Origin of the sequence: Chryseobacterium ginsenosidimutans, assembly GCF_039536845.1 — a bacterium.
GTDB classification, from domain to species: Bacteria; Bacteroidota; Bacteroidia; order Flavobacteriales; family Weeksellaceae; genus Chryseobacterium; species Chryseobacterium ginsenosidimutans_B.
Window position 1 is genome coordinate 413,120 of the sequence record NZ_BAAAZJ010000011.1, and the last position, 17,286, is coordinate 430,405.

The following is a 17,286-nucleotide window of genomic DNA, read 5'->3' on the forward strand; positions in this document are numbered from 1 at the left end:
TGATTAAAAGTGTAAATATTCATTAATTTTAATGCTTCTGTTTTCATTATTAGCATCTTCTATAGCTTTCAAAATAGTTTTTATTTGGTTTTTGTTTATGGCATATTTATTAAAAAACACATATTCAATAGTCTTTGTATTCCTAATATTCTCTAACGGATTTTTTCTAAGCAGAACCAGATCGGAATAATATCCCGCTTTTATTTTTCCGGTCTTGGTTTTCATCCAATTGGCTGGTTCAACAGTTGCAGAATAAATGGCTTGTGAGCTAGTCATTCCTGATTTAGATAAAGATTCTAACTCATTATGAAGAGAAAATCCAGGGACAGAAACAGGTACATTAGCATCTGTTCCTGCCATAATGAGAACTTTATGATCTACCAATGCTTTTGTCATGATGTGTATAGCTTCTACATAGGTTTTCCAAAAAGTTAATGATGATTTTCTTGCTTTGGGCTCATCTTTTCCATCATATTCATATCCGTTTTTGCCGGGTAGCCAACCCATTTTATAGAGGGGAGTTCCTTCAATAATTTTGGGGTTTGCGTATTTTAATTCTACTTCTTTAAGTTTAGATTTTAAATTAAATCGTTGTCCCACAAAACTTTCACACAGCCAAACCGTTGAAGTAACACTGATATTATTTTCTTTTAATTTTTCAGCAATCTGAGCAGAACGTGCTTTTAAAAATGTAAGATATTTTTCGGGATTTTTAGAAATTGGCTTTCCGAATTCTTCAATTGTTTTAATGGTAAGTTCTTCAATATGAGCTACTTCTTTTTGACCTGATTGATAAAAGGTTTCTAAATTAACCAAAGGTATATGTCCAATCACAGGAATATTATTTTCTTTAGCAATCTCATTGGTTGTTTTAACCATTTCCGGATTCACAAAACCGTACATTTTAATTGCATCATAGCCTTGTTTGTATATTTTTTTAATTACTTTTTGAGCATCCTTTTTATTTGAATAGTTGATAGATTTTCTTGTCCAGCTATAATAATAACCTGTCAATCCGCTCTCACTGTAAATTGGTGGAGATGCAATGAACATTCGTGGACCGAGACCGTTTTTCTGTATTGATTTTCTCCATTCTAAAACAACAGGTTGTCCCGCCATTTCTCTGATGAAAGTAATCCCATTCGCCAAATATAAAAACAAATCATTTTTACTTTCTTTTAAATGAACATGGCTATCAACCAAACCAGGAATCAGATATTGGTTTGTTCCGTCAATAATAACAGCATCTTTATTTTTAGCTAGATTCTTACCTAATTGAAGAATCAGACCGTCTTTAATGAGTATATTTTGATTTTTAATAAAATGACTGCAATCTTCTGAAAGAACGTTGACATTTCTTATCTGAAGTATTTTAGAAGGTTTAATAATCGAAGAAATATCAATAGTCTTGGTAGATTTCCCCATAACTTTATTTAATTCATAATCAGCCCAAATAAAAGCACAGATAACAACACCTAATAATGCCATAACCGAATACAAAATTCTTCTAACCCAACGTTTTTTCATAAATTATCTCTTGTTTAATTTGAAAAAACAAAATAAATACAAATACTCTCTAAAACTATGTTGAAATGGGGATTAGGTATGAAATATGCCGTTTTAGGTACGGAAATTATAAAGCCAATAAATGTTCTCTGTAATTTTTAGAAACAGGAAGCTCAATTTGGGTAAGAGAAATCGTATCTTGATTTTTCCAGGCCTTAAAATGAGATGGATTTATCAAGTGTGAACGATGAACCTGAACTAAAAAATCAAAATCGGTTTGAATTTTTTTAAGCGTACTTCGGATGAGTTTTGTTTTTAGCTCGCCACTATCTATAAAAAAGATTTCGACATAATTTTGCGAATTTGAAACACAGATCAGATCATCTTTTCTTATTTTTAAAATATCCAATTTATTCTCTCCTCTCATAATGATGTTATCATCTTTCGCAGGAATTAATGTAACAGCATATATTCTTGCTAAAACGATTATGGGGGTTGAAATCAAAGCTGATTTAAGAATTATCATCTTTAAAAAGGTGAAAAAATCATACCCTCCATGTAAAACAGGACTTTTATAAAAACAAAAAGTAAATACCAAAAACAGGAGTTGGAAAAAAAGTAGACTGGCTATCTCAAATCCAACATTCCATTTTGAGAGTTGATGATAAATCTTTTTTTGAAGGAAAGCAAGTACGCTATAACATAGAAATGCGATGAAACTGAATCCAATGCTGATAATAATCCATACTTTAAAACTTATCGTTCCATCGTCAAACGGTCTTATAAAAAAGGCAAAGGTAAAAAGCCAGATACTGAGGAAAATCCCTATGAGTAAATGATGCTTAATCGATGGGTTTAGTTTTTTCATGCAATAAGAAAATGGCTATTATATATTGAATAATTATTCATACATATTTACAAAAAAATCCTGAAACATTACATTCCAGGATCTCATTTCTACTTTATTTAAATTTGAATACTACTTAGATTTTTTCTTTTTAGACTTCTTTTCTTCTTTCGTCGCGTCTGTTGGTTTTGCTGCATCAACGGCTGTATCTGTACTCACGCTTGCTGTAGTTTCAGTAGCAGTTGTTACCGGAGTTGTATCAACAGTCGCTGTTGCCGTTGTATTTTGGCTTTGGGAAGTTGAGGCTGTCTGTGAATTCTTTTGTTGAGTTTGAGTTGTCGTTTGGTTATTAGGGTTTTGCGACGGGTTTTGTTGAGTTGTTGTTTCCGTCTGAGCCGATACTGCGATTACTCCGACTAATGTAAACGCTGCTGTTAAAACTAACTTTTTCATAATACTAATATTTTAAATGGTTGTTTAAATGAAACGCCACTTTATTATTAAATAGTATATCTAAAGTATTTATTTAACGGACTTTATAATTATTTAAGATTGATTTTGGATTATAGTTTACTTTCCTAAATTTTTCATAATTCTTTCCACAAACTCATAAGCTGCAGGGCAAATCACCGTATTTTTAATCATCAAATTATTAATCTGATAGATCTTTTTTCTGTCAGTATGAGGATACTCTCTGCATGCTTTTGGTCGAACTTCGTAGATCGAACAGGTATTATCGTCGTTTAGGAAAAAACAAGGCAAATTTTGCAGAACTTTATCATTGTCTTCATCCACTCTTAGAAATTTTGCTTCAAAATCTGCGGGTTTCATACGAAGATGTTTCGAAATTCTCTCAATATCTTTTTCGGTATATAGAGGTCCGGTTGTTTTACAGCAATTGGCACATTGAAGGCAGTCGATTACTTCTTCAAAGACTTCATCATGAGTTTCCTGAACAATATAATCAAGGTTCTTGGGCGGTTTTTTTTTCAGACTGTCCAGAAATTTTTTATGCTCTTTTTGTTTTTGAAGAGCCTGTTTTTTGTAAAGTTCTAAATCCATTTATTATTGTTCTTCCACAAAAACGGGAAGATCTGCTTTTTGATAATCATTAATTTTATCCAGATCCAAAACCGTAGAAAGGTTCTCTTTATCAGGATAATACATCGGAATAAACTTCGCGCCGTAGATTATTTCCTTTGAAACATAAGAAGACCTTTGAACCACGGTATTCGAAAACACTTCATCAAACGCACGAACATGAACAATGATTTCAATATTTGTATTTTTAAAATCATCGTCGGAAAAACCATAAAATGGTGATTCTTCATCTATTTTATGAACGACAGTCCAATTGAGAGCCAATGTATTAATTTTATTTAATTGAACCTTTAACTGATAAAAATTTGTCTTCGGAACACTTTCATCAATCACTTCAATGGCTGTTGAAACAATGACATCTGCATCTGTAAGAGCATTATTTTTATAAGGAGCCAATCTGAACATTAAAGCAGAAGTGCCTTTAAACGGAGCGATTACCGCAATGTCAGAAAATTTCAAATACGCTCTTGGTCTGGAAAATCTCCCATAAAAAAGTCCTGTTGCAATAGCAAAGGTAAGCAATCCAAGAAAAGCCTCAAAAGTTGCCACCAAACTCGCCATAAAGCCAACCGGTGCAATTCTTCCGTATCCAACAGTCGTGAATGTCTGTGAACTGAAGAAAAAGACATCGATAAATTCATTAATCGGGTCACTTTTATCAATTCCGGTTAAGTGTTCTACCCCAATCAGATAATAAATTAAAGCAAAGAAAATATTCACCAAAATATAAGCAATGACCAAATAGGAAAGAAACTGAAATGTCGACAAATCCAGCATTGTATGATACCAACTGAATCTGTTGAAGATGTTTACTCCTTTTCTGTGGACGTTCGGAAGTCCGTCTTTATTGATAAACCTCCCGGAAGCATTATCACCGAAACCACTGTTTTCCGTATTTTTTTGATGAATTTTTTGTCTGAATCCTCTTGCCATTTTTTATATCATTTGGTTTGATTTAAAATGCAAAGATAAAATATTGTTTTCATGAAATTTATCAAAAGCTTTTGATAAAGTCAGTTATCAAAACTTAATATAATCAAAAATCTAAAAATAAACCCTAACAAATCAATTTGTCAGCTCATTTAAAGTAAAATATCCTCAATCTATTTCCCATTTTATATAACATTTTCCTTATTTAATATTTTAATACGTCAAGTTTTGGCGCTTTGCTTATATACTTTTGTATTAGTAATTAAATAATAAGGATTTATCCTCAGTAATTATTTGTATGTGCACAATACAAATAAAATAAAAAGTTTGATTACTAGAGCTCATGCTAGGATTGTACGGGCAAAAATTTAATTTTAATAATTTAAAAAAAATTATGGGAGATCTTATAAAAATATCAACTTTTTATGGAGACTTTGCAACAGCGTTCTCCACTTGTAAATATCTTGAAATAGATGTAGATGTGGATTGTAATAATCAACCTGTTTATTTACCACAAGATGGTTTACTTTATTTCACTGGTGGGGTATTAAAAAATTTTGGGGTATTAAATGGACAAAATACAGCAATTGAGAGTATTGTCGATACTAAAATTTTTTGTTATAACCGTACTTCACAATATATTGATGGAAATTTCAATATTCCTGAATGGAAAGTAGCTTGGTTTGGAGTAGTAAATGATGGACAAGTACACGAAGAAAGTCAACAGATTATTCCTTTTTCCGGAACTGATAATTATGATGGCTTTCAAAAAGCTTTAGATTGTGCATATAAAACGTTTCCGAAAAAAGTAATTGCTCCAAAAGGGACTTTTCGACTTTTAAAAGGCTTGCAAATGGGTTATACAGATTTTTGTAACATTAATTTTGTAGGTGAGACTGGTATTTTTAAATGGTATCCTGAAAATCAATTTGAAGGAACCACTTTATTATGTGAAGGTGAATATGGCATTTCCGTGAATTCATCTTTTTTTTCAGAAATTAATGGTATAACTATTATAGGAATGAATTATCCGTTTCTAAAAAATGGACGCAAAATAGGCAATGTTTTTGACGAGGCTGGTCTTGACACTAGAGAAGGTTGGGTTGGAGATATTACTAAACAGAAATATAAAGAAGAAGGCTTTTCACGATATTGTCCTTATGGAGGTATTATTGTAGATGGTTTTAGATTTGTAGCTGGTGCAACTGATGAAACTTGGAATAGTTATACTAAGTATGATGCACCTTCCTTACCACCATTTGTCTCAGTACCAATGTATTTCGATCCTGCAATTGTGAACAGTGGTACAAACATAAGTACCAATACAAAATTGATAAAATGTTGTGTTCAAGGTTTTGTAGTCGGTGTTGCATATAGCGCTTCAGCAAGTGACTACAACAATGATTTTAATGACATTGAAAATTGCTTAATCACAAATAATGCTTATAATGTCGTAGTATGCCACACACAATCCAGACTTCTTAATGTATACAATTCCAGATTAGGAGGAGCATTCACTATATTTGACAATAAGACATTCGGGCAAGGAAAAGGGTGTATCAACATGCTTGTAACAAATTGTGATTTTGAAAGCTGTTATCAAATTATTGATTTAGACACGATTTATGCGGCTCCATGTGTATTTAAACATTGTGGTGCTGAAAGTATTTATAAGATTGGTAATGCGGGAACTCAATACGTTTCAAAAGGAAGTAATACAATCACTTTTGAGGACTGTTTTTTTAGGCAGCGCGAAACTAAACAAGAAAACCTATCTGAAACAGGAGTCCCTTTTTCAATGGTAAATGGTCCCGTTAATTTTGTTCGTTGTTATATTACTACAGAAAGAAATCTTTTTGTTGTTGGGCCATTGTCAAGATCATTTGAAATGTCCGATTTTAAATATGACCAAACTACAATTGCGAATTTGGCTGATCAGAATTTAGATAATATGATTAGACATATTGATTTTCCTATATTAAGCTTTAATAATGCAGTATCCACCAATGATGTTTTCCAACGAAATCCTTTTTCTATTTCCCAAATATTTGAGGAAATGCAGGTTTACGGTAATGGATATAATAATTTAGAAATTTTGAAACGGAAACTTTGGGAAAGATATGAACCCTATTTTAGCGGAAATATAGTATATAACGGAAATAATAATACATTAACTATTAATATAACCGACAAATATGTATATGGAGTAAATGATCTAATTGACTTGAGAGGAGATATAGCTACTTGCCACCTCGGAACTGGAATTATTACTGGAAACACAGGATCTGCTATCATTGTAAAGCTTACTAATAATTTTAAAAAATCCTTAGATGATATTTATACATTAATCGAAAGTCATGATGTTCATTTTTTCAGATTAATATCATCAAAACAAAGACAGTTTAATGTGCCTATAATGGTGGATGAAGTAATAGATAATTCTACAATTAAAATAAATACTTCACATCCAGCAATTACAATAGGAAGAAAATTAGATTTTTTCAACAGTTATCCTAATAACCCATTTACATACGGTAATATGAGTTCGATTATTGCATATATATATCCAGATGGATTAACTATTCAATTTTTGGGGGATATTTATGCACAAAGAGGACAACATATAAATGGTTACTTTCTTAATAGCACCGATACAGATTATGATTATTGGGCTGATAATTTTGATTTTGTATAATGGGGAATGCTCACTAAATGGAAAATATTTAGGGTTAAGGATTGGGTCTATTGATTTTTAAATTCTAGGTGATAATATAATTAAATGACCAATCAAAAAAGCTATTGGAATATTAACTGATTCATTATTCAGTTTTTAATTATACAAACTATGGAGTTGCTAACAAAGGTAGCAACTCCATATTAAAGGAGTTCTTAATTTTCAGCGACTTAAAATTATAATTTAAATAAAATTTTGATTAAAAAAACTTTTGATAATGAAATTTATCAACTCAATGATTGAATTTCTCAATTGATTTTAAATTAACTTTGATGTATGAAAAAATTGGAATCAAGAGAAGATATTGAACATCTTGTGAATTCATTTTATGCCAAAGTCGTTAAGGATGAAACGATTGGGTTTTTCTTTAAAGATGTTGCTAAAGTGGATTGGGATAAACATTTACCGAAAATGTATTCGTTTTGGGAAACAATTCTTTTTGGGCAGATGTCTTACAAAGGAAATCCGATGGGCGCTCATTTTCCGATTAATGAAATTCAGGCGATGGAACAGAAACATTTCAACCGTTGGCTGGAACTTTGGAAAATTTCGGTCGAAGAAAATTTTGTGGGCGAAAATGCAGATACAGCAATCTACAAATCCGAAAATATTGCCAAATTAATGTCTTTTAAAATGGATTTAGCGAGAAGATTGTAAGAGACTTAATATGAGTTTTGTTTAAAATATTAATTAAGGTACAATTACCGTAAAAATATAAGCGGCAAGATTTACCAATAAAACCGTTCCGTATAAAATATTTGTTTTTCCGCGACTTAAGGAAAGCATTACAATAAAAACCGATAAAGAAAGAAGGATAATGTCTTTTTTATCTAACCCCAAAACCAACGGGATGTCATACATAATACAAACGATCGCAACTGCAGGAATCGTTAATCCAATACTCGCCAAAGCTGATCCTAAAGCCAAATTCAGGCTCGACTGAATCTGATTGCTTCGAGCCGCTCTGATCGCTGCAACACCTTCCGGAAGAAGAACTACTGCAGCAATAATGACTCCGACTAAGGATTTTGGAGCTCCAAAACCCTGCACCATATTTTCGATCGTCGTAGAAAGACCTTTCGCCATCATCACAACAATTGCCAGACAGATGACTAAGAAAATAAAGCTGATAATTGTTTTTATAGTGGAAGGGATATAAACTCCTTCCGGATGCTCTTCGGCAACGATGAAGTAATTTCTGTGTCTTACCGTCTGAACCATTAAAAATATACCATAAATAACAAGACAGGCAATAGAAATGAAAATCAGTTGAGGGGTGTTATAAAAAGGTCCGTTGACGCTCGAAGTAAAATTAGGAAGAACTAAAGTTAAAACTAAAATGGAAACAATGCTTACTAAATAGGTTGTAGCTGAGGTTCTTGCGAAAAACTGTTCGTAATATTTTACACCACCTATCAAAATACAGATGCCTAAAATTCCGTTGAGAATAAGCATGACTGCGGCAAAAATAGTATCTCTTGCGAGTGTAATTGCCTGATCTCCACCGGCAATCATTAACGAAATAATTAAAGCAACTTCAATAATGGTAATACAGAGTGCCAAAATAATCGTTCCGAATGGTTCGCCTACTTTGTGGGCGACAACTTCTGCATGATGAACGGCAGATAAAACACTTCCCGTTAATAAAATTCCGGCAATTACATCAAAAAAAACGCCTGTTCCCATCAGTCCGGAAAAATAATATCCCACTGCCAGAAGAGGAAAAATGTAAGTATAATGTAAAAATTCCTTTAATTTCATAAGTGTTCCTAAAATACAAAAAATCTATGAGATTTGAAATTTTAAAAGAAAATATTAATAATATTTTAATGGCTCCAGAAGTAAAAATCCTGAAAATCCGTCAGCATATGAAACAAAAGTCCGATGCCGATAATTCTGATATTTCCTTTAAAGAAAAGCATCAAAAAATACACCGCAATAGCATAATAAGAATGTAAAAAGTGAAATCCGATACTCGCTCTGTCCGGATCAAAAATAGGGGTGGCAAAAAGATGATCGAGGTCTACAAGCATGGTTGCCAATAGAATGAAATACGCTTTTTTCCAGTTTTCACGATAAAAAATTAATGCAATAAAAACAGGAAATACAAAATGCAGGAAATAATGCGTAAAAGTTTTTATCAATAAAGTGTCAGAAGAAGCCATCAGCAAATTTTAGAGTCGCTTTTTACCATCTCAAAATTAAGGGCAATTCTCCTTTTTTAAATTGCAACTTCAAGTAATAATCCTGATCATTATTTCCATAGAAAATATAATCAATATCGGAAATTAATTTCTTTTCGGATGAGGTTAAAGATTTAAAAGAAGAAAGTAATAAAGCGTTATTCCTGACAAAAATATAATTTTCGTTTAACTTTGGGAATAGTTGAATGGATTTTCTGATTGATTTTATTTCAAATCCTGTTTTATTTTTTTCAATATAATTTGGCTGAAACGGAATTGCAGTGAATTGTTTCTGAGCATTAGTCCATTTTTTATTCTGAAAATATTGCTCAGTTTTTTCGGGATCTGAACTTTGAAAATTAATCACATAATTCGGCTGGATAATTTTTTGAATGCTCTTTTTTTCAACTTCATTGAAATTGTCGTCATAACCGTAAGTAATGATTGTGTCGTTTGCCTGTTCAAGCTCAGCGGTTGCTTTTAAATAATTAATCTGAGAAGAATTAGCAAACGTTTTATCAAAAAGAGAACTGAAGTTCTTAATATTTTCGGTATCTAATTCAGTTTCAATAAAAGATTTTGTATGCTGTAATTTGGAAATTATGGAAGGTGAATCGTTTGAATCCAAATTGTTTTTAATTATTATTTCATCCGAATTTAATTCAATAGAAAGATTGGAGCTGCCTTTATCGGAATTGAATAAAATAGTTCCTATACCATGATTGATAAGCTCTCCAGCATCAAGAATATTAATTTTTGAAGATGGAAGCATTTGATAATCGATACTGTCAAAACCTTTATCAGAAGTTCCTACGATGCAATTTTTATTTAATAATTTAATAAAAACCTGATTCTTTTTAAAAATGTTATTTCCCTGATCTGCAAATTTTTGCTGTTTTAAAAATGTGATAAATCTTTGTCTGTCTTTTAATTCGAAAACACTGTACCAATCGGAAAATTTTGAATTCTTCAAATGGAAAATCTGAAAAAAATCGGGAATTTCCACTCCCGATTTTATTATAGAAATTGAATTTTTATCTTCATTTTTGCTTCCAAACCATTGTGAAGGATGGGTTGCAAAATTGTAAACATATTGTCTCGTTAATTTTTTTGCATCGACTAAAATGATTACATCGGCATTTGCAGAAACAATGGTGAACTTGTTTTTTTTGTGATAAAAAATAAAATAAATAATCGCTGCAAACAGAAAAACAACTAAGACAATAAGTTTCTTTTTCATTTATAAAATGGGTGCTTTTTTCTCAGATTCGTTGTTCTTGTAGACTTCATCAAACAAATCGAAGAAATACATCAGGCTGTTTTCTGACGAATTTTTGATAGAATAATCTATTTCTGTTTCTATTCTGTCGCCTTTTGCTTCAGATTTAAAATACATTTCACCAACATTTTTCTTCACGAAATCCAATGTTTTTCTTTCAGAAGGACTCTTGAATTCTTTTTCCAGACCAATTAAAAGCCTTTCAATATCAAATCTTCCTGAAGCCGGATATTTAGCTGAATCTTTCGCCCAGTTTTTAGAAATATCAGACTGATTTTTAGGAAGAAGATTGTCTGTAGAAGTCGTTACGTAAACAACTCCGTTTTTTACAGTAAAAAACAACTGATCTACATAGCTGTCTTTTTTATCATCCTTAAACGAATAAAAATCTCCTTTTTTGATGAAATTTTTCGCGGTTTTTTTATTGGTTGTCAATACATTGAAAATACGGTTCCAATATCCTTCATTTTCCGTAGCAAAAGCAATAGTAAAATTTGGCATTGCCACTTCTTTGGTTTTCTTTACTTCTTTTTCGTTGTAATTGTCGTCATAGTCGTAATCTGTGTATTCTACTGTTTTTGTCTTTAATTCATTCAACACGAAAATCCCGTTTCCTGGGGCAATTTTAGCAATAGCTTCTTCATCCAGAACAATTTTCATGGTTTCCATCATCAGTTCCATTTCTTTCTGATATTCCGCTTCTCCTGAATTTTTCAGCAGGCTGTACATCAGATCGAAATATTTGCTTCCGTCTACATTAATAGAGTAGTAGCCAATGCTTTTATCATTGATAAGCGACATCAGATTCTTGTTTTTCTTTCCTTTATAAATGGCGGAAAAGTTTTTCTGAACTTCAGGATCTTTGTGCTGATAACTGCTTACCAGTCTTACTTTTTCTTTATCAAAATACAGATTGTATGAAGAATTGGAGTTGTACATTTTATTGAAAACCTGTCCGAATTCGTAAGTTTTCATCATTTTACCATAAACTCCTTCATTTACAATTCTGCCGTAATCTGTGTACACAAAGACATCAGAATCTGCATCACGGAAAGCCAGAATGTCTTTAGAAACTTCAAGTTCAAGATTTGAATTAAAATAGTTGCCGAAATCAGCTTCCGCCAGTTTTTTCACGATCTTGAATTTTTCTATATTCAAAGAATCCATTTCTTTCTTATAGTCAAAATTTTCTTCCGTTTCTGCCATATCTTCATCAATAATTGGCGGTGGCACAGCTTCAGCCTGCGGCTCATCCGAATATTCTTTATCCGTCGAATCTTTTTTCTCTTTCGGATATTCGTGATGCTTTTCAAGGTATTTGATGTCCTTTTGCATTCTTGCAATTTCCGCGTTGTGACCTTTAATATCTTCTTTTAAATCTTTAATATCATCTTTCAGATATTTGATTTCTTCCTTATAATCGAAAGGTTTTTCAGGTTCATCTACATAAGCGCTGTCTACCGCAACGGCAGCTGCACTGTCTACAACGGCAACGGCACTGTCTGCGACTATTGCTATACTATCAATTGCGTCACTATAGTCATCATATTTATAAGGTTTAGTATAGCTGATCATTTTCAAAACGGCACGATTTCCGTTCCATGCTACGAAAACATCATCATCAAGATTAATATAAGAATAATTGTTTTTCTTAGAAATTTCCAGTCCTTTTTTCTTGGTGGAATTAATGAATTCCTGAAATTTTTCTTTGTTGTCTAAAATAAAATGAGCGGTATAAGTTTTCACAGAATCATTAAAACTCGCATAATGATATTGTGTAGCATCATATTTAATTCCCGTTTTGGAATAGTCTGTCCAGGATGGTTTTTCTTTGCCTTTTTTGGTTACTTTCTGTAAAAAAGGGTTGAATTTTTCCCAGTTTATCTTTTTGTCAAGCTGTTTTCCGTTGATTTCCATATAGAAAACGGCATCCTTCGGAAGCTTCATTTTTTGCTGTGAAAATACCAGCGCAAAGCCGAAAAGCAAAAAGATAGTTGTCTGTATTTTTTGTAAAATAGAGTTCATGGTTTATTTATTGAAAGAGAATATTATTTTGAATTTGTTTTTTCTGAAGGATAAAATCTAAGACATTGGCTTCCAGTTTCACTGCTTTTTTGTTTGGAGAAAGCAAGTAAGAACTGTTCGTCTGAGATTTTATCGTATTTTCAAATTGCAGGACAGAAGTGTATTTGGCACCATTGAAGATTTCTTTATCAGCCTTACTCATCTTGTCATAATCGCTTTTGAAAGTATTTACTTTGTTTCTGGTAAATGATTTGCTGGCAATGTTTTGACTGTAAATCTGCGTCGGAATCATTTTTCCAAGAATATTTTTAGCTTTTAATTGTTCCAGCCCAGCGTTGATATTTTCAATTCTCTTGAAATTACAGCTTAATTTAATGATATAATTATCAAAATCCATTGAGGTTTTTACATTGCTGATTCCCGGAGTTGCTTTAAAAATCCTTGCAGCTTCATTGATTTTATTTTCGATTTCCGGTCTTTTCGGAACTTTTTTTCCGTTAATGGTTTCCATTTTTGAGATAGAAGCCAAACGTGTTTTGCTTTTGCTTGCGTTGAGAATAATGGTATATTCTCCGCTTCCGTCGGCCTTTACATTTGCTTTATCTAAAATATCGAAACAGCTCGACAGTAATAACAGAGGAATAAACAGAAAAAGCTGTTTAAGGAAATTTTTCATAGTTGGGTTTTTTGTAAAAGTACGATCTTATTTCTAAATTCTGCCTTTCAGATAATCCTGACGCAATTCTTCATCCAATTTTTCGATGGAATATCTCAGACAGGTTCTTGGCATTTCTTTGTAATATTTGTTGAGATAATTAATGAGTTCTGCCTCATTTTTCTGTCCCATTTCTCTTAAAAGCCAACCGTTTGCTTTGTGCATCAGATCATGAGAATGCTTTAAATTTTGGGTTACAAATTCTTTTGTAAGATCAAACGAACCTTTTTTTACGTAATGCATTGTTCCGACGACGGCGATTCTTTTGTGCCACATTTCATTGGAAGCAGAAAGCTTTTTTAATAAGTTTTCTCTCTGATTTTCAAAAGCATACCGGCCCAAAATCTTATAACAGCTTGAATCTACAAGATCCCAATTGTTAACATATTGCAGATGATTCAGATAGAATTCTACAATCTCATCTTTTACGGCTTTATCTTTTGTTTTTTCGAATTTTGAGATCAGCATAAACAATGCCGTTAATCGGTGTTCGTGATATTTTGAAGACAGCAATTCGCTTAATTCCTGTAAAGAAATTTTGGAGTAATATTCTTTTGCCACAGCTCTTTGATCCGGAACTTTCACACCGAGAAACAAATCTCCTTCTCCATATTCGCCTTTGCCGGTTTTGAAGAATTTTGGAAAAAATTCCGCTTTTTCGGGTATGGATAAGACGGATAAAGCTTCTTGTATTTCTTTAATGATTTTACTCATTTGGTTTCTAAATATTTAGTCAATATTATTTAATGTAATACTTTCCTTCGATTCTTCTTCTTTTGCAATCTTCTTTGGATTGGCAAGTTTTCCAATCGTAAGTCCTTGAACAATAATAGAAAATACAACGACACAATAAGTAATACTTAAAACAATGGTACTGTTTTCATTTTTTGGAATGGATAAAGCTAATGCAATGGAAACACCTCCACGAATTCCTCCCCAAACTAAAACTTTTACCGTCTGCGGACTAAACCTTGTTTTAGAAGGCATCAACTTCGTAGGCCCCCAAATCGATATAAAGCGGGCAAATAAAACAACAAGAACCGCAAGAACTCCCGGAATCATAAAATGCTTTAGATCTTTTATCATTAAAAGCTCAAAACCGATGAAAAGGAAAAGAACAGCATTCAGAATTTCGTCAATTAATTCCCAGAATTTGATAAGATAATCCTGCGTTATAGATTTCATTTTAAATTTAACATTAAAGTTACCCATAAATAATCCCGCTGCAACCATCGTCAAGGGTCCTGAAATATGCATCTGTCTTGCAATAAGATAGCCTCCCATTACTACAGAAAGCGTTACCAATACAGAAATGATATAATCGTCAACCTCACGCATTAATTTTGAAGTTACCCATCCTAAAATTACACCTAACAGAATTCCTCCACCAGCTTCTTTCAGCAATAAAATCCCAATAGTTTCGACACCAAGATCAACTTTATTACCGATTGCCAATTCAAGAACAACGGTAAAAATTACAACTGCTACACCATCATTGAATAGAGATTCTCCTGCAACTTTTGTTTCCAAAGCTTTGGAAACATTTGCCTGTTTCAGAATGCTTAAAACCGCAACAGGGTCAGTAGGAGAGATCAACGCTCCGAAAAGGAGACAGTAAATAAAAGGAAGCTGAAGCCCAACGAAAGGCAAAAGATAATACACTCCGAAACCAACCACAAACGTGGAAATCACAACACCCACTGTTGAAAATATCACAACAGGCCAGAGCTGTTCTTTAAGATCGTCTATATTAATGTGAATTCCTCCTGCGAACAGAAGAAAATTAAGCATTGCGCCCATTAAAACCTCCGTAAAATCGATGCCGTTCATCAGATTGTTAAGGTGTCCGAAAGTTCTCGGTAAAACGGCTTCCCCGAAGGAAACCAAAAATATTGAAACGACAATGGCAATCACCATAATTCCGATCGTACTCGGAAGTTTCAGGAATCTGTAATTAAGGTATGAAAATATTGATGCTAAAACTATTAAAGCTGAAAATGAATAATATAATTCCACTAAGCTGTTTTTTAAAAAATTTATTTAATTAATAATCGATATAAAGTACTTTGATATACACTTTGTTGTTTTCTTTTTCCCAAATGTCAAGAATTCCGTCTCTCATAGACTTTGAACCTCTTGTATATTCCTGCCCGAGATTCAGAATATTTAATAAGATATATTCGTCGCCTACAGAATTTACCAGATAAGGTGATTTTTCAGACTTCCCGTCACCGGATGCTCGAATTGCCCCCGTTAAAGCTCTGAACTGTCCGAGATGATGGATCACGTTATCGGCATCCTGTTTTACATCATAAGCTTTAAGCAAAATCAAAAGAATATCCATATTCGTAGGATCTTTCTCGTATAAAACTTTGCCCTGTTTTATGCATTCATCAAAATTTTCGGTTTTAAAAGCTTCGGCAAGACTTTTAAAATCATCATCGATGGTGGAAACAACATCTTTCCTGAAATTTCTTCCATAGTAAAGATGTTGGCTTTCTATCGTGTCCAAAGATTTCGGATAACCTTTATACTTAAAAATCAGTTTGTCATAATTGTAAGGTGATTTCTCATTTTTAAGATCTTTCTCAATAGCTTTAAAATCAATTTTTGATTTCTGACTAAAACCAAAAACAGAAACCAAAAGCAATAAAAGGAAAAAGTGGTATTTCATTAATCTTTATTGGTTTTTTCTTCTTCCTCGTCGTTATCGAAATATTCGAAAAGGAAATCGTTGTAGGGAAACCTTGAGATATGGATTTTCATCACCTCATCGTAGATCATTTTTTTCATTTCCGGGAAGTTTTCCTTCGTTAAAGCCGAAATGAAAACTGTCGGATATTTAGATTTTGCCATCCAGGTTTTCGTCCATTCTTCCAGAGAAATATTTTTATTCGTTGATGGAGTCAAATCATCCTCGTCTTTTTTCTCATAGTTGAAATCATCAATTTTATTGAAAACCATGATCATCGGTTTTTGATGCGCATTGATTTCCATTAAAATCTGATTCACAGAATCTATATGATCTTCAAAACTTTCGTGAGAAATATCAACAACGTGAATCAGAAGATCGGCTTCACGTACCTCATCCAAAGTAGATTTGAACGATTCTACAAGCTGAGTAGGTAGTTTTCTGATGAAACCAACCGTGTCTGTTAATAAAAACGGAAGATTTCCGATCACTACTTTTCTTACGGTTGTATCAAGCGTTGCGAATAATTTATTTTCAGCGAAAACATCAGATTTAGACAAAGCATTCATCAACGTAGATTTTCCAACGTTGGTATATCCTACCAAAGCAGCACGCACAACCTTTCCACGATTGTTTCGTTGGGTTGCCATTTGCTTATCGATTGTTTTCAGTTTGTCTTTTAACAATGAAATTCTGTCACGAATAATACGTCTGTCCGTTTCAATCTCCGTTTCACCGGGACCTCTCATCCCAATTCCCCCTTTCTGACGCTCCAAGTGAGTCCACATTCTTGTCAGTCGAGGCAAAAGATATTGATATTGAGCTAATTCCACTTGGGTTCTTGCATAAGAAGTCTGTGCTCTCTGTGCAAAAATGTCAAGAATAAGGTTGGTTCTGTCGAGAATTTTAACTTCAATTTCTCTTTCTAAATTTTTAAGCTGAGAAGGAGATAATTCGTCATCAAAAATAACAGTTCCTATTTCGTTTTCTTTTACATATTCTTTTATTTCCTGAGCTTTTCCGCTTCCGATAAAGGTTTTGGAATCCGGTTGGGTCAATTTCTGAGTAAAACGTCTGTCTACTGTAGCTCCGGCTGTAAAAGCCAAAAACTCAAGCTCATCCATATATTCCTGAAGTTTATCTTCATCCTGATGCTGTGTAATAACGCCTACCAAAACTGCCTTTTCGTAATTATGTTCTTTCTTTTCTAGCATTAAATTCTATCTGTATTTGTAAGATTTACAAGTTACCATTTTTCAGGAAAAAAACCAAGA

Annotated in this window: 16 protein-coding genes; 2 read left to right on the plus strand and 14 right to left on the minus strand. The window is 32.8% G+C overall.

Going from position 1 to position 17,286, the window contains the following annotated elements; genetic code table 11:
• Window positions 1-3: 3 nt before the first annotated feature.
• The 5 genes from ABD745_RS18305 to ABD745_RS18325 all read right to left on the minus strand — a co-directional run bounded on the left by ABD745_RS18305 (window position 4) and on the right by ABD745_RS18325 (window position 4,387).
• Window positions 4-1,527, minus strand: coding sequence for an amidohydrolase family protein (locus ABD745_RS18305; RefSeq protein WP_344833509.1), 1,524 nt, complete (start codon window positions 1,525-1,527; stop codon window positions 4-6).
• 106 nt (window positions 1,528-1,633) lie between these two features.
• Window positions 1,634-2,374, minus strand: coding sequence for a LytTR family DNA-binding domain-containing protein (locus ABD745_RS18310; protein WP_344833512.1), 741 nt, complete (start codon window positions 2,372-2,374; stop codon window positions 1,634-1,636).
• Between the two features lie 111 nt (window positions 2,375-2,485).
• Entirely contained in the window at window positions 2,486-2,806 is a 321-nt protein-coding gene (locus ABD745_RS18315; RefSeq protein WP_344833514.1) for a hypothetical protein, read from the minus strand.
• 117 nt (window positions 2,807-2,923) lie between these two features.
• The gene (locus tag ABD745_RS18320; protein WP_344833516.1) at window positions 2,924-3,415 is read right to left on the minus strand and encodes a YkgJ family cysteine cluster protein; all 492 of its coding nucleotides are present in this window, start codon (window positions 3,413-3,415) and stop codon (window positions 2,924-2,926) included.
• Between the two features lie 3 nt (window positions 3,416-3,418).
• Window positions 3,419-4,387 carry an ion channel gene (locus ABD745_RS18325; RefSeq protein ID WP_344833519.1) on the minus strand — a complete coding sequence of 323 codons (969 nt, stop codon included), beginning with the start codon at window positions 4,385-4,387 and terminating at the stop codon, window positions 3,419-3,421.
• Between the two features lie 340 nt (window positions 4,388-4,727).
• Here ABD745_RS18325 and ABD745_RS18330 point away from each other — a divergent pair, with 340 nt between their 5' ends.
• The gene (locus ABD745_RS18330; RefSeq protein WP_344833522.1) at window positions 4,728-7,079 is read left to right on the plus strand and encodes a hypothetical protein; all 2,352 of its coding nucleotides are present in this window, start codon (window positions 4,728-4,730) and stop codon (window positions 7,077-7,079) included.
• Between the two features lie 315 nt (window positions 7,080-7,394).
• Window positions 7,395-7,775 carry a group III truncated hemoglobin gene (locus ABD745_RS18335; RefSeq protein ID WP_344833524.1) on the plus strand — a complete coding sequence of 127 codons (381 nt, stop codon included), beginning with the start codon at window positions 7,395-7,397 and terminating at the stop codon, window positions 7,773-7,775.
• A gap of 33 nt (window positions 7,776-7,808) precedes the next feature.
• Here ABD745_RS18335 and ABD745_RS18340 read toward each other — a convergent pair whose 3' ends face one another.
• The 9 genes from ABD745_RS18340 to hflX all read right to left on the minus strand — a co-directional run bounded on the left by ABD745_RS18340 (window position 7,809) and on the right by hflX (window position 17,226).
• Window positions 7,809-8,879 carry a calcium:cation antiporter gene (locus ABD745_RS18340; RefSeq protein WP_344833526.1) on the minus strand — a complete coding sequence of 357 codons (1,071 nt, stop codon included), beginning with the start codon at window positions 8,877-8,879 and terminating at the stop codon, window positions 7,809-7,811.
• Between the two features lie 65 nt (window positions 8,880-8,944).
• Window positions 8,945-9,283, minus strand: coding sequence for a DUF6122 family protein (locus ABD745_RS18345; protein WP_344833528.1), 339 nt, complete (start codon window positions 9,281-9,283; stop codon window positions 8,945-8,947).
• A 22-nt stretch (window positions 9,284-9,305) separates the two neighbouring features.
• Window positions 9,306-10,541: a hypothetical protein gene (locus ABD745_RS18350; protein WP_344833531.1), complete on the minus strand. Its 1,236-nt coding sequence runs from the start codon at window positions 10,539-10,541 to the stop codon at window positions 9,306-9,308.
• A complete protein-coding gene (locus tag ABD745_RS18355; RefSeq protein ID WP_344833533.1) occupies window positions 10,542-12,605 on the minus strand; it encodes a hypothetical protein in 2,064 nt (687 codons plus the stop codon). It abuts the gene before it with no gap.
• 7 nt (window positions 12,606-12,612) lie between these two features.
• Entirely contained in the window at window positions 12,613-13,281 is a 669-nt protein-coding gene (locus ABD745_RS18360) for a hypothetical protein (RefSeq protein WP_344833536.1), read from the minus strand.
• A gap of 33 nt (window positions 13,282-13,314) precedes the next feature.
• On the minus strand, window positions 13,315-14,034 hold the full coding sequence (locus ABD745_RS18365; protein WP_344833538.1) for a DNA alkylation repair protein: 720 nt from the start codon (window positions 14,032-14,034) through the stop codon (window positions 13,315-13,317).
• Between the two features lie 15 nt (window positions 14,035-14,049).
• Window positions 14,050-15,336 carry a cation:proton antiporter gene (locus tag ABD745_RS18370; protein ID WP_344833540.1) on the minus strand — a complete coding sequence of 429 codons (1,287 nt, stop codon included), beginning with the start codon at window positions 15,334-15,336 and terminating at the stop codon, window positions 14,050-14,052.
• 28 nt (window positions 15,337-15,364) lie between these two features.
• Window positions 15,365-15,994, minus strand: a complete 630-nt coding sequence (locus ABD745_RS18375) for a DUF4919 domain-containing protein (protein WP_344833543.1) — start codon at window positions 15,992-15,994, stop codon at window positions 15,365-15,367.
• On the minus strand, window positions 15,994-17,226 hold the full coding sequence (gene hflX / locus ABD745_RS18380; protein WP_344833545.1) for a GTPase HflX: 1,233 nt from the start codon (window positions 17,224-17,226) through the stop codon (window positions 15,994-15,996). Before hflX ends, ABD745_RS18375 begins: the two co-directional genes overlap by 1 nt.
• Window positions 17,227-17,286 lie beyond the last annotated feature (60 nt).

What these genes read in the sequence shown, in the direction of transcription:
- ABD745_RS18305 (WP_344833509.1), bottom strand. Translation starts at nt 1,527, where the DNA reads ATGAAAAAACGTTGGGTTAGAAGAATTTTGTATTCGGTTATGGCATTA.
- ABD745_RS18310 (WP_344833512.1), bottom strand. Translation starts at nt 2,374, where the DNA reads ATGAAAAAACTAAACCCATCGATTAAGCATCATTTACTCATAGGGATT.
- ABD745_RS18315 (WP_344833514.1), bottom strand. Translation starts at nt 2,806, where the DNA reads ATGAAAAAGTTAGTTTTAACAGCAGCGTTTACATTAGTCGGAGTAATC.
- ABD745_RS18320 (WP_344833516.1), bottom strand. Translation starts at nt 3,415, where the DNA reads ATGGATTTAGAACTTTACAAAAAACAGGCTCTTCAAAAACAAAAAGAG.
- ABD745_RS18325 (WP_344833519.1), bottom strand. Translation starts at nt 4,387, where the DNA reads ATGGCAAGAGGATTCAGACAAAAAATTCATCAAAAAAATACGGAAAAC.
- ABD745_RS18330 (WP_344833522.1), top strand. Translation starts at nt 4,728, where the DNA reads ATGCTAGGATTGTACGGGCAAAAATTTAATTTTAATAATTTAAAAAAA.
- ABD745_RS18335 (WP_344833524.1), top strand. Translation starts at nt 7,395, where the DNA reads ATGAAAAAATTGGAATCAAGAGAAGATATTGAACATCTTGTGAATTCA.
- ABD745_RS18340 (WP_344833526.1), bottom strand. Translation starts at nt 8,879, where the DNA reads ATGAAATTAAAGGAATTTTTACATTATACTTACATTTTTCCTCTTCTG.
- ABD745_RS18345 (WP_344833528.1), bottom strand. Translation starts at nt 9,283, where the DNA reads ATGGCTTCTTCTGACACTTTATTGATAAAAACTTTTACGCATTATTTC.
- ABD745_RS18350 (WP_344833531.1), bottom strand. Translation starts at nt 10,541, where the DNA reads ATGAAAAAGAAACTTATTGTCTTAGTTGTTTTTCTGTTTGCAGCGATT.
- ABD745_RS18355 (WP_344833533.1), bottom strand. Translation starts at nt 12,605, where the DNA reads ATGAACTCTATTTTACAAAAAATACAGACAACTATCTTTTTGCTTTTC.
- ABD745_RS18360 (WP_344833536.1), bottom strand. Translation starts at nt 13,281, where the DNA reads ATGAAAAATTTCCTTAAACAGCTTTTTCTGTTTATTCCTCTGTTATTA.
- ABD745_RS18365 (WP_344833538.1), bottom strand. Translation starts at nt 14,034, where the DNA reads ATGAGTAAAATCATTAAAGAAATACAAGAAGCTTTATCCGTCTTATCC.
- ABD745_RS18375 (WP_344833543.1), bottom strand. Translation starts at nt 15,994, where the DNA reads ATGAAATACCACTTTTTCCTTTTATTGCTTTTGGTTTCTGTTTTTGGT.
- hflX (WP_344833545.1), bottom strand. Translation starts at nt 17,226, where the DNA reads ATGCTAGAAAAGAAAGAACATAATTACGAAAAGGCAGTTTTGGTAGGC.